Raw genomic sequence first — 13,806 nt, 5'->3', positions numbered from 1 at the left:
CGCTCTCGTTCAGAAAATTCCGCCGCCGGCCCACAGGCGCAACATGCCGAAGGCGGCGACGGCGAGGCAGAAATTGCGCGCTCCCGTGCCGGCCGCGAACTGGCCGATCAGCGCCCCGAACAGGGCCATCGGCACAATCACCCAATTGGCCCAGCCAAGGCCGGGGATGATGGCGGGAATGGCAAGAATCAGCGCGACCGCGCCGATCAGAATGGAGAGCAGCGAAAGCATCCCCATCCCATGGGCCTGACCGGGGATATTGGCAAGTGCAGGGGGCACCAGAGACTTGAGGTGTTTGCAGCCTCAGGCGCAGACACGTCAATTTGGAATGATAAATCTCAAAAAATATTCCAAATAGGTTTTAGATCGGCGGTTAGTCCGTGCCCTGAATCAGCGGCTTCACCCAATCCAGCGCCGTCTCCGCGAAGAAATGGCGACCCGGCACCACCCAGCTCGTATCGTCCAGCGTGCCCGGTTTGAGCGTCTGCATGCCTTCATGTCGATGACGGCGATGGACCAGCCGCGATCCGCAGTCGGCGCAGAATAGGCAGTCGAGCCGATGGCCGGAGTCGGTGTTGCGCGTCCAGATCGCCGGCGTCCCCTGCGTGAACGCCAGGCTCTCGATAGCTACCCCCATGGAGAGCCCAAAGGCGCTGCCGCTCTGCTTGCGGCACAGGCTGCAATGGCAGGCCCAGATGCCCAGCGGCGGCGCGCTCAGTTCATAGCGCACCGCGCCGCACTGGCACCCACCGCTTTGCGGAAAGCGCACGTCGGAAAAGCGCGTCGTGTCTGCCTGGCCCATGGCTCTGCTCCTCTCGTCTTGTCGCGCGCGTCAGCCGCCGTTCAGCCGCCCCGGTTCAGGCGTCGGGACGAAGGCCTTGAGCGTCAGGCGCGGTTCTGGACTTTTTTGTCGATCCTGACTTAGGGCGCAGATGATTAGAATGGCAATGATTCGGATGGAGGGATTTTCTGTGACACGCGCAAACGCCGCCAAGATGTCGAGCATAGCAGCGATTGCCGCCCTGCTCGCCGCAGCACCGCTTGCCCTGATTCCGGCGCAGGCAGCCGATGCACCCGCCGGCGATCCTGCCCATGGCAAGCAGGTGTTCGAGAGCACCGTATGCGGCGCCTGTCACACGCTGGCCGCAGCTGATGCCAGCGGCCCCATCGGCCCCTCGCTAGATGGCAATGCCAACCTTACCCACGCGCTGATCGTCGAGCGCGTCACGAAGGGTGCCGGCGCCATGCCCGGCTATGAGGGCCAGTTGAGCGAGAAGGACATCAACGACGTCGCCACTTATGTGATGAGCGTGGCGGCAAAACCGCAGTAAGCTGCGGGATCGGCGGGCCTCAGTCCGCCGGTCGCCGCATCACGCGGCGCAGAATATCGGTCGGAGCCAAGGCTGTATGCCCTCGGCTCCGTCCTGCTGGTCAAGGGGGGAGGGAACACTCCCCGGTACTGAACGACCAGCGGAGTATTCATGCGTCATTTCCTGCTTGCTTCCACCTGCGCCTTCGCTCTTGCCAGTGCGGCGTCAGCGGAAACCTCGATCACGACCAAGCGGACCACCGCAATCGCGACGGCCACCGCCAACAATGGCGCGGCCGACGATATCAACATCGGCTCGGCGGGATCGATCGAACTGACCGGCGCGGGTAGCGTTGCGGTCACGGTCAACAGTGCCAACAAGATCACCAATGAAGGCACAATCCAGATCAGCAATGCGGACAATGCCGCGGGCATCGTCGCCAATGCCGGCACGTCGGGCGGCATCGTCCACAGCGGCAAGATCATCATTGATGAGAGCTACACGCCCACCGACGGCGACAATGATGGCGATCTCGACGGGCCGTTCGCGGTCGGCACCGGGCGCTACGGCATCCGCACGCTGGGCGCCTATTCCGGCGCCATCACCGTGGCGCGCGGTGCCACGATCCAGATCGAGGGCAATGATTCCTTCGGCATCCGGCTGGGCGGTCCGCTCACCGGCGCCTTCTCGCACGATGGCACGACCAGCGTGCTGGGGGATCGTGCGATCGGCGTGCAGGCCGGAGATATCAGCGGCAATGTCCGTCTCGCCGGCACGGTCGGCGCGCAGGGCGTCAATGCGGTCGGCGCGGCATTTCTCGGCAATGTCGGCGGCACGCTGACCATTCAGGGCGCGATCAGCGCCACGGGCTATCGCTACACCACGCCGCCGTCAGACCCCTCCAAGCTGGATGCGGACGATCTGCTGCAGGGCGGCTCGGCGGTCATCGTGGAAGGCAATGTCGCGGGCGGCATCATCCTTGCCGTACCCCCCAAAGACAGCAGCACCACCGATGATGATGAAGACAAGGACGGCATCAAGGACAGCGAGGAAGGCTCTGCCGTCGTGCGCTCTTATGGCGCGGCACCGGCGATGCGGATCGGCGCGGCCGGGCGCGATATCGCCATCGGTGCGGTGCCGGCGACGGGCAGCGGCTACGGCCTGATCATCGACGGCACCGTGTCCGGCAGCGGCCTCTACACCGGCGTGCAGGGCAATGGCCTGCTCGTCGGCGGCCAGGGTGGCGCCGTGACCATCGCCGGGGGCATCGGCATCAGTGGCAGCGTCGAGGCCTCCGCCCGCGATGCCTCGGCGACGGCCCTGCGCCTCGGCGCCGGGGCGTCGACGCCGCTGCTGCACGTTACCGGCAAGGTCGAGGCGACCGGCACCAGCAAGGATGGCGCGACGGCGACCGCCGTACGCGTCGATGCCGGCGCCAGCCTGCCGACCCTGCGCAATGCCGGCACGATCAAGGCGACGACCGGCGAGGCCGGCAGCGCGGTCGCCATCGTCGACGCCTCGGGCGGCCTGACGCTGATCGAGAATAGCGGCGCCATCTCGGCGACCGGCGCCAAGGCGGATTCGGGGCGCAACATCGCTATCGATCTCACCGCCAACAGCAGCGGCGTGACCGTCAAACAGACCGAGGTCGCCGCCAGCGCCACCGCGCCCAGCATTGTGGGCGATGTCCGGTTCGGCAGCGGCAATGACGTGTTCGACATTGCGGACGGCACAGTCACCGGCAACACCAGCTTCGGCGCCGGAGCCGACACGCTCCAACTGCGTGGCGATGCGGTCTACACCGGCAATGTCGCCTTCGGCACTGGCACGAGCACGATGAGCCTTGCCGGCACGTCGCGCTTCAAGGGCACGACCGATTTCGGCGGCACCGCGAGCACGCTCTCGATTGGCGGTACCGCCGTCTATTCCGGCACCTTTGCCAATGCCGGCCAACTGGCGCTCAGCCTTGCGGGCGGTGCACTCGATCTCACGGGCCCGGCGCAGATCGGCAGCCTGGCCGTGACCGACAAGGGCGCGCTCGGCATCACGCTGGGGGCGGCCGGCAACAGCACGGCCTATCTCTCGGTCGCCGGCACCGCGAGCTTCGCGGCGGACTCGCGGCTGGTGCTGCGGGTCAGCGATATCGAGAATGCAGTGGGCAATCATCTGGTGCTGACCGCCGGCACGCTCACAGGCGCCGGCAACCTCAATGCCGAAACCGCGCTAGTGCCCTATCTCTACAAGGCGACGCTCAGCAGCAGCGCCAACACGCTCAGCGTGACCCTCGGCCGCAAGACCACTGCGGACCTAGGCCTCAACCGCTCGGAGGCTGCGGCATTCGATGCGATCTATGCCGCCCTCTCCAAGGACGAACGGGTGGAAACCGCCTTCCTCGGCATCACCGATGGCGAAGACTTCCGCACCAGCCTGCGCCAGCTTCTGCCGGATCATGCCGGCGGCACCTTCCAGGTCGTCACCCAAGGATCGCGCACCTTCGGGCGGATGCTGGATGACCCCACCGGCCCGTTCAAGGATGAAGGCAAATGGGGCTACTGGATCAACCAGCTCGTTTGGGGCGTCGAAAAGGGGCGCGGTGACACGGCGGCCTATGAGACCTCCGGCTGGGGCTTTGGCGGCGGCGCCGAAATCAAGACCGGCCTTGGCAGCTTCGGCACGTCGGTGGCCTATCTGTGGGGCCGTAATCGCGATGGCGACACGGCCAATCAGGTGACCGCTAACCAGATCGAGGTCGCCGGCTACTGGCGCCTGAAGACCGGGCGCTTGCGGGCGACGGCGCGCGGGTCGGTCGGCTTTGTCGATCTGGAAGGCAAGCGTAGCTTCGACGGGCTGAAGGATGGCACTGCCACCACACTGACCGCCAATAGCGATCGCAATGCCCGGCTCTATTCGGCCATGGGCACGCTCTCCTACGACTGGGTGTCGCAGGGCGGCATCTCCTTCCGCCCGGTCGTGTCGCTCGATTATTTCCGGCTGAAGGAGAATGGCTACACCGAGACGGGCGGCGGCGATGCCATGAACCTCATCGTGCGCTCGCGGACCAGCGACGAGCTGGCGGTCACCGGCACCGCAGTGCTGGGCATCGACATGGGCGGCCAGGATGAGTGGTCCGGCTGGTCCCGGCTGGAGGTCGAGGCCGGTCGTCGCGAGATCGTGAGCGGCAATCTCGGCACCACGGTGGCGCAGTTCAAGGGTGGCGAGGCGTTCACGCTGCTGCCCGATGATCGGGAAAGCGGTTGGGTCGGGCGCCTGCGCGGCGTCGCCGGCAACAGCGGATTCCAGATCGGCGGTGAACTCGGCGCGGAGCAGTATCAGGGCAATTGGGCCCTGTCGCTGCGCGCCAGTCTTCGCATCGGCCTCTAAACGGTTCTTGAGGCCGGTGTGCGGGCAAGAGGGAGCGTGGAACCGTGCCCACCACCCCCCAACTCCCTCTTGCCCAACCCGGAGTTGAATGGAGATGACCGTCCTTGCGATCGATCGCTGCACGCACGCTGGCTCACAATCCCTTTGCGCCGTTCGCTCAGGGGGCGTGGAGCCTGTGTGGAGCGGGCCGCACCGGCCCTTGCGTGGTGGTGTCAGCGGGCTATACCGCGCAGGAGCTTCAGGTGCGACCCGGGACACAGGGTGCCGGGCGATGAAGGCACAGGGAAGCCACAACGGACGGACCATGAGAGGTGAAACGGGAACCGATACCGGTCCTGTCGAAGGGCAGGGGCTGGCCAGTGCGCTGATGGCGCATCGCGTCCAGCTCATCCGCTTTCTGGTTGCCCATGGCGCCGGGGATGCCGCCGAGGATCTGTTTCAGGAATTGTGGATGCGCGTCACCCAGCGCCCTACCGGCCCGGTCGGCAATCCGCTGGGCTATCTGTATCGCGCCGCCAACAACCTCATGGTCGATCGCTATCGTGCCGAGCGGCAGGCCCGGGCCCGCGATCAAGCCTGGACGGAGGCGCGCGGCATGGGCGAGGTCGTGCCCGAGCCGAGTGCCGAGGCGCAGCTGATCGTGCGCGAGGATTTGCGGCGGTTAGACCGCGCGCTGGAGGCGCTGGGCACGCGCGCCTCGCAGGTTTTCCGCCGCTATCGCCTCGATGGCGTGCCCCAGCGCCAAATTGCCGCCGAGCTGGGGGTAAGCCTCAGCACGGTCGAGAGCGATCTGCGCCGTGCTTATGCTGCCCTGCTGGCCGCAAGGAGACAGTCCGATGACGCATGATCGGCAGGCGGGGATGAATCCGGCGGACGCTGCGGCCATCGACTGGCTGATGCGCCAGCGCGATCCGGCCTTCAACGCTTGGGAAGCCTTCACCGACTGGCTGGAGCGCGATCCGGCCCATGCGACCGCCTATCACCAGCTCGCCGCGCTGGATGCCGATCTTGATACCTTGCCCGCCCGCCCGGAGGATATCTGGCCGGAGGGCGCCGCCGTGGCGCGGGACGGGGGCCGGGCCGCGCCCGCCACACCGTCCATGCCGCGTCGCTTCAGCCGTCGGCTGTGGGTCGGGGGCGCGCTGGCGGCTTCCATCGCCGGCATGGTCGGCATCGGCCTGTTTCAGGCGTCGTCGGATAGCTACCGGGTGAAGACCCCATTGGGCCGCTCGCAAGTGGTCACCCTTGTCGATGGCAGCGAGATCGCGGTGAACGGCGGCTCCTCGGTCAAGCTCAGTCGCAGCGATCCGCGCCGGATCGAGCTGGAGGAAGGGCAGGTGCTCGTCTCCGTCGTCCACAAGGATGCTGCGCCATTCCGTGTGTCGGTCGGCGGCGCCGAGCTGGTCGATGTCGGCACGGTGTTCGATGTCGCGCGCAATGACGGGCGGATCAGCGTGGCCGTGTCGGAAGGCGCGGTGGTCTACAATCCGCGCGGCGCGGCGATCCGCGTCGATGCCGGCTATCGCTTCACCGTGCGGGATGATGGCAGCGCGACGGACCTGAGCGCGGTCAGTCCCGCAGCGGTAGGCGGCTGGCGCGCCGGCCAGCTCGTCTATGATGGTGTGCATCTGGATGATGTCGCGGCGGAAGTCGCGCGCACCACCGGCATTGCCCTGCGCACCACGCCAGCGGCGGCAGGCATCCGCTTCCGCGGGGCCCTCCGCACCGATCTGCCCGAGGAACGGCTGGTGAACGATCTCGCGGCCCTTTCCGGCACCTCTGCGACAAAGGAAAGCGGAGGGTGGACGCTCTCAAGATAGCTCGTGCCCAGCTGGCGCTGTTCGCCACGGCGGCGCTGCTGGGCGTCGCCGGGCCGGCGGCCGCGCAGGCGCCGCAGACCCGGCCCATCGACGTGCCTGCAGGGCGCTTGTCCGATCGGGTGCCGCAGCTCGCGCGGCAGGCCGGCATCAGCATCAGTGTGACGAGCGACGCGCTCTGGCGCACAAAGGTCAAGCCCGTGCGCGGCACGATGACGCCGGCCGAGGCCATTGCGCGGATGCTGGCCGGCACGCGCAGCCGGGCCGTGCAGTTGAGCGCCACAAGCTGGCGGATCGATGCCGTCAGCACCCCTGCCACCGTGGCGCAGACGCAAACGCCCAAACGGCGGGCCGCCCCGCCGCCGCCGCGTCCTGCGCCGCCGCCCGAGATTGAATCCTTTGTCGTCACCGCGAGCAAGCTCGATCAGCGCTATGAGGATTATCCGGGCGCGGTGCATCTGCTTAATGGCAGTGACCTGCGGTTTGGCGGTGAGCGCGGAACGGACTCCGTCGCCTCGCGCTTGGCCAGTGTCGCCTCCACCCATCTTGGCTCCGGGCGCAACAAGCTGTTCATCCGGGGCATCGCCGATTCCAGCTTCACCGGGCCAACGCAGGCGACGGTAGGGCAGTATCTGGGCGACCTGCGCCTCACCTATAATGCGCCGGACCCGGATCTGCGCCTGCAGGACATCAAGCAGGTCGAGGTGCTGGAGGGCTCGCAGGGCACGCTCTATGGTGCGGGGTCCCTCGGCGGCATCATCCGGCTGGTGCCCAATGATCCTGATCCGCGCGGGTTCACGGTTGAGACCAGCGCTGGGCTCAGCTTCACCCAGCATGGCGAGCCGGGCGCCGATGTCGCCGCGACCGTCAACATGCCCATCGGCACGCGCGGCCATGCCCTGCGCCTGACCGGCTATGGCATCACCGACGGCGGCTATATCGACAATCCGGTGCGCGGCGTGAACGATGTCAACCGCACGCGCATCGCTGGCGGCCGGGCCGTGCTGCGGCTGGACCTGGGCGATGCATGGACGGTGGATGTCGGTGGCATCTATCAGTCGACGCTCATCGACGATTCCCAATATGCCGACCGCGACGCCCCGCCGCTCACCCGCAACAGCTTTGTCGTCGAGGACGCCAATGCCGATTATGGCATGGCGACGCTGGTGGTCCGCAAGGATTTCGGCGCGCTGCGCTTCCAGTCCTCCAATGCCTATGTCAGCCACGGTCTGGACGAGCGCTTCGATGCGACACGGACGGACACGCTCCCACGCGTGTTCGAGCAGCGCAACCGCACGCGGATGCTGACCAGCGAGACGCGGTTGTGGCGCCCGGTCGAAAATGGCTTTGGCTGGGTGCTGGGCGTCAGCGCCATCGACAATGAGGCCGAGCAGCGCCGCGCCTTCGGACTCACCACGCTGCGCGCCGCTGCCACGGGCGTGCGCAATCGCGTCACGGAACTGACCGGCTATGGCAAGCTCAGCGTCGAGGTGTCGCGCGGCATTTTGCTGAGCGGCGGCGGGCGGATCACGCACAGCCGGCTGAGCGGCAGCGCGGAGGATGTGCAGCCGCTGTTTGCCCTGCAGGGTGGCGATATTGTTGCGAGCCGAACCGAAACCAAGCTGCTGCCCTCCGGCGAGGTGCTGGCGCATCTGGTGCCGGGCCTCACCGTCTATGCCCGCTATGAGGAGGGCTTCCGGCCCGGCGGCCTTGCCATCGAATCCCAGTTCGTCCGCCAGTTCCGAAACGATCACATCCAGAGCCTGGAAGGTGGGGTGCGGGCGGGCAGCGCTTATTATGGTTTCGCGGCCAGCCTTTCGGCCGCTTACGCCTATTGGCGCGACATCCAGGCCGATTTCATCGACGGCAATGGGCTGCCAACCACGGCCAATATCGGCAATGGCCGCATCACCTCCATAGCCGGCAGCCTCTCGCTCTTCCCGCTCGAGGGGCTGCAGATCGATCTCAATGCCGTCTACAATCACAGCCGCGTCATTGCGCTGACGCCCGAGGCGTTCCGGCTCGCCGCGCTGCGGGCCACCGATTTGCCGGTGACCAACGCCCTGGCCCAGCTTCCCGCTTTGGGCTCTCTCGGTCAGCTCAGCGCGGATGCCTCGCCCGGCAGCATTCCCAATGTCGCCGAATATGCCGCGCAGGCGCGCATCGACTATCGCGTGCCGCTGGGGGCGGCGGATCTGCGGCTGGCCGGCTGGCTCAAATATATCGGTCCCTCGCGCCTTGGCATCGGGCCGGTGCTGGGCGACGAGCAAGGCGATTATGTCGATACCGGCGTCACCGCCCGCTACGGCGATGCGCGACGGGGAGTGGCGCTGTCCCTCACCAACCTGCTGGACACAACCGGCAACCGCTTCGCGCTCGGCACGCCCTTTGGCACCGGCACCGGCGGCTACACCACCCCCCAGCGCCCGCGCACCGTGCGCATTGCGGTGGATTATCGCTATTAGGTCCCCCGCGTGCTCCTGCGAAAACAGGAGCCCAGGGCCCAACCCTGTCTGCTCTAGGCTCCTGCTTTCGCAGGAGCACTGTGTCGCCTCCAGTCCTCCGCCCAGTCTTCCCGCCCCCTTCTCCCGGGCTTGAAATCGGTCAGGCGAGCAACCTTATTGGATGCACGCCGCGCATCTCGCCCGGTGAGCCATGGGGAAGAGGGCGCGCATGACTTCGCGGAACAGGCACTGGATGTGGGCCGATGCGGTCGACCTGCTGGATCGCATGCAGCGCCTCCAGCAGCAGAATTACGCGCCCGTCCGCGCCGCCAGCGGTCCGCCGGCCTGGGAGCCGCCCGCCGACATGATCGAGACGGCGCATGAGGTGCTGGCCATAGTCGCGCTGCCCGGCGTCGATGCCGAGAAGGCGGAGGCGTTCATCGAGGATGGCGTGCTCATCGTGCGCGGCCAGCGCATCCTGCCGCCGGAGCTGCGCACCGCGCGCATTCATCGCCTCGAACTGCCGCAGGGCCGCTTCGAGCGTCGCCTTCCGTTACCCGGCGGCCAGTATCACGGTGTGCGTCGCACCGCCGTGAATGGCTGCCTGCTCGTTACGCTCAGCAAGGTCGATGGAGGCCGCTTCTGATGGAAGTTTTGACCACGAACACCGCCAATCCCACGTCCACCGGCGCCGCGCAGCCCCAGGGCGCCGCGCCCGGCGAGACGCAGCCTTTCCGGACGCTGCCGGAGGATGCGATCATCATCGTCCCCGTGCGCGGCTTCGTGCTGTTCCCCGATGTGGTGATGCCGCTGGCGCTCAGCCGCGCGATCTCGGTCAACGCTGCACAGGCGGCGGTGCGCGAGAGCCTGCCGATTGGCGTGCTCACCCAACGCGATGCCGGCGTCGACGCGCCCGTCCCGGCGGACATGCACGCCATGGGCACGCTCGCCAATGTGCTGCGCTATGTGACGGCGCCCGATGACACCCATCACCTCATCCTGCAGGGGGAAACGCGCTTTCGCATCGTGGAGTTTCTGGAAGGCTGGCCGTTCATGGTCGCGCGGGTCGAGAAGCTCGACGAGCAGGAGGACAAGACGCCGGACGTCGAGGCGCGGCTGATCCATGTGCGCAAACAGGCGCTGGAAACGGTGCAGCTGCTGCCGCAGGCGCCGCAGGGTCTGGCTGAGGCGATCCAGAACATCGCGTCGGCATCGACGCTGGCCGATACCGTGTCCGCCTATCTGGACGTGGATACCACCCAGAAGCAGGAACTGCTTGAGACTGTCTCGTTGCCTGCGCGGCTGGACCGTGTCTCACGCCTGCTGGAGCAGCGCCTGCAGGTGTTGCGCCTCTCGGCCGAGATCGGCAAGGACGTGCAGGAGACGCTGACCAGCCGCCAGCGCGAGGCGATCCTGCGCGAGCAGATGGCCGCGATCCAGCGCCAGCTTGGCGAGGATGATGGCCGTGCGGCGGAAATCGCGGAGCTGACCGAGAAGATCGAGGCCGCCAAGATGCCCGAGGCGGTCGAGAAGGAAGCGCGCAAGGAACTGCGCCGGCTCGAGCGGATGCCCGAGGCCGCCGCTGAACATGGCATCATCCGCACCTATCTCGACTGGCTGACGGAGCTGCCGTGGGACATTCCCGAGGAGCAGCCCATCGACATCGCCAAGGCGCGCGAGACGCTCGATGCGGATCATTATGGCCTCGACAAGATCAAGCGGCGGATCGTCGAATATCTCGCCGTGCGCAAGCTCGCGCCCGGCGGCAAGGCGCCGATCCTGTGCTTCGCCGGCCCGCCCGGCGTCGGCAAGACCTCGCTGGGCCAGTCCATCGCGCGGGCCATGGGCCGCCCGTTCGAGCGCGTGAGTCTGGGCGGCGTGCATGACGAGTCGGAGATCCGCGGCCACCGCCGGACCTATGTCGGCGCCATGCCGGGCAACATCATCCAGGCAATCCGCAAGGCCGGGCGGCGCGATTGCGTCATCATGCTGGACGAGATCGACAAGATGGGGCGCGGCGTGCAGGGCGATCCCTCCGCCGCCATGCTCGAAGTGCTCGACCCCGAGCAGAATGGCAGCTTCCGGGACAATTATCTCGGCGTGCCGTTCGATCTCTCGCGGGTGGTGTTCATCGCCACGGCCAACATGCTGGAGACCATCCCCGGCCCGCTGCGCGACCGCATGGAGATCATCACCCTCTCGGGCTATACCGAGGATGAGAAGCTGGCGATTGCCCAGCGCTATCTCGTCGCGCGCCAGCTCGCCGCCAATGGCGTCACGGCCGAGCAGGTGACGGTGGACGATGCCGTGCTGAGCGAGATCATCCGCTACTACACCCGCGAGGCGGGCGTGCGGAACCTGGAGCGGGAGATCGGCAAGACCATCCGCAACGCCGCCGTGCGGATTGCCGAGGGCAGCGCCGCGCAGGTCTCCATCGACGTCGATGATCTGCACGAGGTGCTGGGCGACCGCATCTTCGAGAATGAGGTGGCGCAGCGCACCAGCGTGCCCGGCGTGGCCACCGGCATGGCCTGGACGCCCGTCGGCGGCGACATCCTGTTCATCGAGGCAACGAAGATGTCCGGCTCCGGCCGGCTCATCCTCACCGGCCAGCTCGGCGACGTGATGAAGGAAAGCGCGCAGGCGGCGCTGAGCTTGCTCAAGAGCCGGGCCGACAGCCTCGGCGTCTCGGCGGAGCTGTTGGAGAAGAGCGACATTCACGTCCATGTCCCCGCCGGCGCCACGCCCAAGGACGGGCCAAGCGCGGGCGTCGCCATGTTCATGGCGCTCACCTCCCTGCTCACCGGCCGCACGGTGCGCAGCGATACCTCGATGACCGGGGAGATTTCCCTGCGCGGTCTTGTGCTGCCGGTAGGCGGTATCAAGGAGAAGGTCGTCGCCGCCGCGAGTGCCGGCATCACCCGCGTCATGCTCCCCGCCCGTAACAAGCGCGACTATGACGACATTCCCGCCAATGCGCGGGAGAAGCTGGAGTTCATCTGGCTGGAGACAGTCGAGGATGCGCTCGCGGCGGGGCTGGACGATCCGATCTTGCTTGCCAAGGAGCCTGCCGAGCCGACGGACGCCTGACGTCCATCAGCCCCTCCCCTTCAGGGGAGGGGAAGGGGGTGGGGGCGATGCGCAGCATCGCTCGCATTGCGAACATCCGTGGTGGTTGAGCCCTACCCCAACCCCTCCTCTGAAGGGGAGGGGCTAAGGCGCGCACAAACAGCTTAACCCCCATTCAAAGCGCGAAGGTCACGCGCCCCTCGGCATCGATCGGCCAGGCCGGGTTCCACGCAATCTCCCAGGCATGGCCGTCCGGATCGGCAACATAGCCGCGCATGCCGCCATGGGGCGGCGCGTCGGCGGCGCGCAGCAGCTCGCCGCCGGCCTCGACAAGCCGGGCAATCAGCGGCGCGACCTCCGCCTGCGTCGCGACATTATGCGCCAGCGCGAAAGGGGCGGTGGACCCGTCACCAGCCACCGGGCGCCGCATGTCCTGCGCCAGCGCGTCCTTCGCCCAAAGCCCGAGGACGAAGCCGTTCATCTGGTAGAAGAGGATGTCCTCCCCCTCGTATACCGGCGTCCAGCCGAAACCCTCGCGATAAAAGCGCCCCGCGCGTGCCAGATCGCCGATGCCCAGCGTGATGACGGCGACCTGTTGCTGCACGGGCGGCCTCCGCTCTTAGTCCTTTACCGCGACATTGCGCAGCTGGATCAGCCACTTGCCGTTAACGCGCACCACGTCGTCGCGTCCGCGACCGGCGGCGGCGAGGCGCGGCGGAGGATTGAGCGCGCGGTCGGCGAACACCGTCTGCCAGTAGTAATTCACCTGCGCATGGTCGCGGTCGATGAAGGTGATGGTCTGGTTGCTCATCATGTGGTGCATCGAGCCGATATGCTCGCCCTTGGCCCGGCGCTCCTCTTGGCTGGTCTTCATGGCGGTGATCATCTTGCGCAGCGCCTCGCTGCCCTTGACGTCGTTGAACGCGCCGTCGGGCGTGAACTGCGCGGCATAGGCCTCGGCATTCAAGCTGTCGGCCGCGCGCACATAATCCCACATCAGCTTCTCGATCTGGGTGCGGTCCTGCACTTCTTGCAGGATGCGGGCGTGATCGGCCTGATCGCCATGCCCGGCATGTTGCGCGAGCAGCGGGGCGGGCTGCGCGGCGAGCATGAGCGCGCCCAGCGCCACACCGGTCAGGGTTGTGCGTGTCGTCATCGGTCCTCTCCCTGTTCGATTGTTCAGCCGGCGGGCGGCGGCACGGGCTGGGACGGCGCAGCGGGGGCCGCCGCCGGGGCTGGCGCGGGCGGCGGGGCGGCGGGCAGTGTTGCGGGATCCCAATGCTCGTCGGCCTTGCCATCGACAAAGCGCCACATGTCGAACCAGGTCGTCGTGTAGGTCTTGGAGGGATCGCCCGGATAGGGCACGTCGCGCACGAAGCTGACGGTCACCAAGTCGCCCTCGGCCTGCACCGCCACTACCGGCGTCTTCATCTTTTCGGGGATCGGCGTGGGTGTGCGCTTGGCGACGTTCATGAAGAAGTCCATCACCGCCTTGAGGCCCGATCCCGCCATCGGATTATGCTGGATGTAGCGATCGGTGAGGTAGAGCGGCGCGCGGTCCCAGTGATTGGCCTCCAGCAGCTCCTTCACGATCTTGAGCGCGGCCTGCTTGTTGCGATGCAGCTTCGGGTCCGGGCTGGTGAACAGCGATTCGGGGTCGGGATGCGCCACCACCGCGTCATTGAGTGCTCGCATCTGGGCATAAGCGGGCGCCGTGCTCAGCAGCAGCGCGGCGGCGATCAAAGGCAACGAGATCTTGGTCGGGGAGACTTGCATCGGGCAGAT

The 13,806-nt window shown here is 67.1% G+C and carries 13 protein-coding genes; 7 read left to right on the top strand and 6 right to left on the bottom strand.

Features of this window, described 5'->3' with window-relative positions; genetic code table 11:
- Positions 1–9: 9 nt before the first annotated feature.
- The 3 genes from M2331_RS12350 to M2331_RS12340 form a co-directional block, all read right to left on the bottom strand.
- Positions 10–237 carry a hypothetical protein gene (locus tag M2331_RS12350; protein ID WP_413715145.1) on the bottom strand — a complete coding sequence of 76 codons (228 nt, stop codon included), beginning with the start codon at positions 235–237 and terminating at the stop codon, positions 10–12.
- Positions 238–373: 136 nt separating this feature from the next.
- Positions 374–802 carry a GFA family protein gene (locus M2331_RS12345; RefSeq protein ID WP_181560553.1) on the bottom strand — a complete coding sequence of 143 codons (429 nt, stop codon included), beginning with the start codon at positions 800–802 and terminating at the stop codon, positions 374–376.
- Between the two features lie 30 nt (positions 803–832).
- Positions 833–1,006 (bottom strand): hypothetical protein, encoded by a 174-nt coding sequence (locus M2331_RS12340; protein ID WP_184117268.1) that lies wholly within the window; start codon positions 1,004–1,006, stop codon positions 833–835.
- Between M2331_RS12340 and M2331_RS12335 the strand changes: the two genes are divergently transcribed.
- The 7 genes from M2331_RS12335 (at position 996) to lon (ending at position 12,042) form a co-directional block, all read left to right on the top strand.
- Positions 996–1,331 (top strand): c-type cytochrome, encoded by a 336-nt coding sequence (locus M2331_RS12335; RefSeq protein WP_184117267.1) that lies wholly within the window; start codon positions 996–998, stop codon positions 1,329–1,331. The genes M2331_RS12340 and M2331_RS12335 overlap by 11 nt on opposite strands.
- Before the next feature lie 150 nt (positions 1,332–1,481).
- The gene (locus M2331_RS12330; RefSeq protein WP_181560551.1) at positions 1,482–4,691 is read left to right on the top strand and encodes an autotransporter domain-containing protein; all 3,210 of its coding nucleotides are present in this window, start codon (positions 1,482–1,484) and stop codon (positions 4,689–4,691) included.
- Positions 4,692–4,995: 304 nt separating this feature from the next.
- Positions 4,996–5,538 (top strand): sigma-70 family RNA polymerase sigma factor, encoded by a 543-nt coding sequence (locus M2331_RS12325; RefSeq protein ID WP_181560550.1) that lies wholly within the window; start codon positions 4,996–4,998, stop codon positions 5,536–5,538.
- Positions 5,528–6,511, top strand: a complete 984-nt coding sequence (locus M2331_RS12320) for a FecR family protein (RefSeq protein WP_181560549.1) — start codon at positions 5,528–5,530, stop codon at positions 6,509–6,511. The genes M2331_RS12325 and M2331_RS12320 overlap by 11 nt, the downstream gene beginning before the upstream one ends.
- Positions 6,493–8,973: a TonB-dependent receptor gene (locus M2331_RS12315; RefSeq protein ID WP_264592380.1), complete on the top strand. Its 2,481-nt coding sequence runs from the start codon at positions 6,493–6,495 to the stop codon at positions 8,971–8,973. The genes M2331_RS12320 and M2331_RS12315 overlap by 19 nt, the downstream gene beginning before the upstream one ends.
- 208 nt (positions 8,974–9,181) lie before the next feature.
- On the top strand, positions 9,182–9,598 hold the full coding sequence (locus M2331_RS12310) for an Hsp20/alpha crystallin family protein (RefSeq protein WP_181560548.1): 417 nt from the start codon (positions 9,182–9,184) through the stop codon (positions 9,596–9,598).
- Positions 9,598–12,042 carry an endopeptidase La gene (gene lon / locus M2331_RS12305; protein WP_181560547.1) on the top strand — a complete coding sequence of 815 codons (2,445 nt, stop codon included), beginning with the start codon at positions 9,598–9,600 and terminating at the stop codon, positions 12,040–12,042. Before M2331_RS12310 ends, lon begins: the two co-directional genes overlap by 1 nt.
- A 154-nt stretch (positions 12,043–12,196) precedes the next feature.
- On the opposite strand, the gene M2331_RS12300 is transcribed toward lon, so the two are convergent.
- Genes M2331_RS12300 through M2331_RS12290 form a run of 3 tightly spaced genes read right to left on the bottom strand, consistent with a single transcriptional unit; the run spans position 12,197 to position 13,797 of the window.
- Entirely contained in the window at positions 12,197–12,625 is a 429-nt protein-coding gene (locus tag M2331_RS12300) for a VOC family protein (RefSeq protein WP_181560546.1), read from the bottom strand.
- A 15-nt stretch (positions 12,626–12,640) separates the two neighbouring features.
- Positions 12,641–13,177 (bottom strand): nuclear transport factor 2 family protein, encoded by a 537-nt coding sequence (locus M2331_RS12295; RefSeq protein WP_181560545.1) that lies wholly within the window; start codon positions 13,175–13,177, stop codon positions 12,641–12,643.
- Between the two features lie 23 nt (positions 13,178–13,200).
- Entirely contained in the window at positions 13,201–13,797 is a 597-nt protein-coding gene (locus M2331_RS12290; protein WP_181560544.1) for a nuclear transport factor 2 family protein, read from the bottom strand.
- Between the last annotated feature and the right edge of the window lie 9 nt (positions 13,798–13,806).

The organism is Sphingobium sp. B10D7B (genome assembly GCF_025961955.1).
In the GTDB taxonomy this organism is placed as follows: Bacteria; Pseudomonadota; Alphaproteobacteria; order Sphingomonadales; family Sphingomonadaceae; genus Sphingobium.
The sequence above is the reverse complement of the archived record's forward strand: the minus strand, read 5'-3'. Positions and strand labels throughout refer to the sequence as shown.

Coding starts and splice junctions, on each gene's coding strand:
- M2331_RS12335 (WP_184117267.1), top strand. CDS start 996: ATGTCGAGCATAGCAGCGATTGCCGCCCTGCTCGCCGCAGCACCGCTT.
- M2331_RS12325 (WP_181560550.1), top strand. CDS start 4,996: ATGAGAGGTGAAACGGGAACCGATACCGGTCCTGTCGAAGGGCAGGGG.
- M2331_RS12350 (WP_413715145.1), bottom strand. CDS start 237: ATGGGGATGCTTTCGCTGCTCTCCATTCTGATCGGCGCGGTCGCGCTG.
- M2331_RS12340 (WP_184117268.1), bottom strand. CDS start 1,006: ATGCTCGACATCTTGGCGGCGTTTGCGCGTGTCACAGAAAATCCCTCC.
- M2331_RS12320 (WP_181560549.1), top strand. CDS start 5,528: ATGACGCATGATCGGCAGGCGGGGATGAATCCGGCGGACGCTGCGGCC.
- lon (WP_181560547.1), top strand. CDS start 9,598: ATGGAAGTTTTGACCACGAACACCGCCAATCCCACGTCCACCGGCGCC.
- M2331_RS12330 (WP_181560551.1), top strand. CDS start 1,482: ATGCGTCATTTCCTGCTTGCTTCCACCTGCGCCTTCGCTCTTGCCAGT.
- M2331_RS12290 (WP_181560544.1), bottom strand. CDS start 13,797: ATGCAAGTCTCCCCGACCAAGATCTCGTTGCCTTTGATCGCCGCCGCG.
- M2331_RS12295 (WP_181560545.1), bottom strand. CDS start 13,177: ATGACGACACGCACAACCCTGACCGGTGTGGCGCTGGGCGCGCTCATG.
- M2331_RS12310 (WP_181560548.1), top strand. CDS start 9,182: ATGACTTCGCGGAACAGGCACTGGATGTGGGCCGATGCGGTCGACCTG.
- M2331_RS12345 (WP_181560553.1), bottom strand. CDS start 802: ATGGGCCAGGCAGACACGACGCGCTTTTCCGACGTGCGCTTTCCGCAA.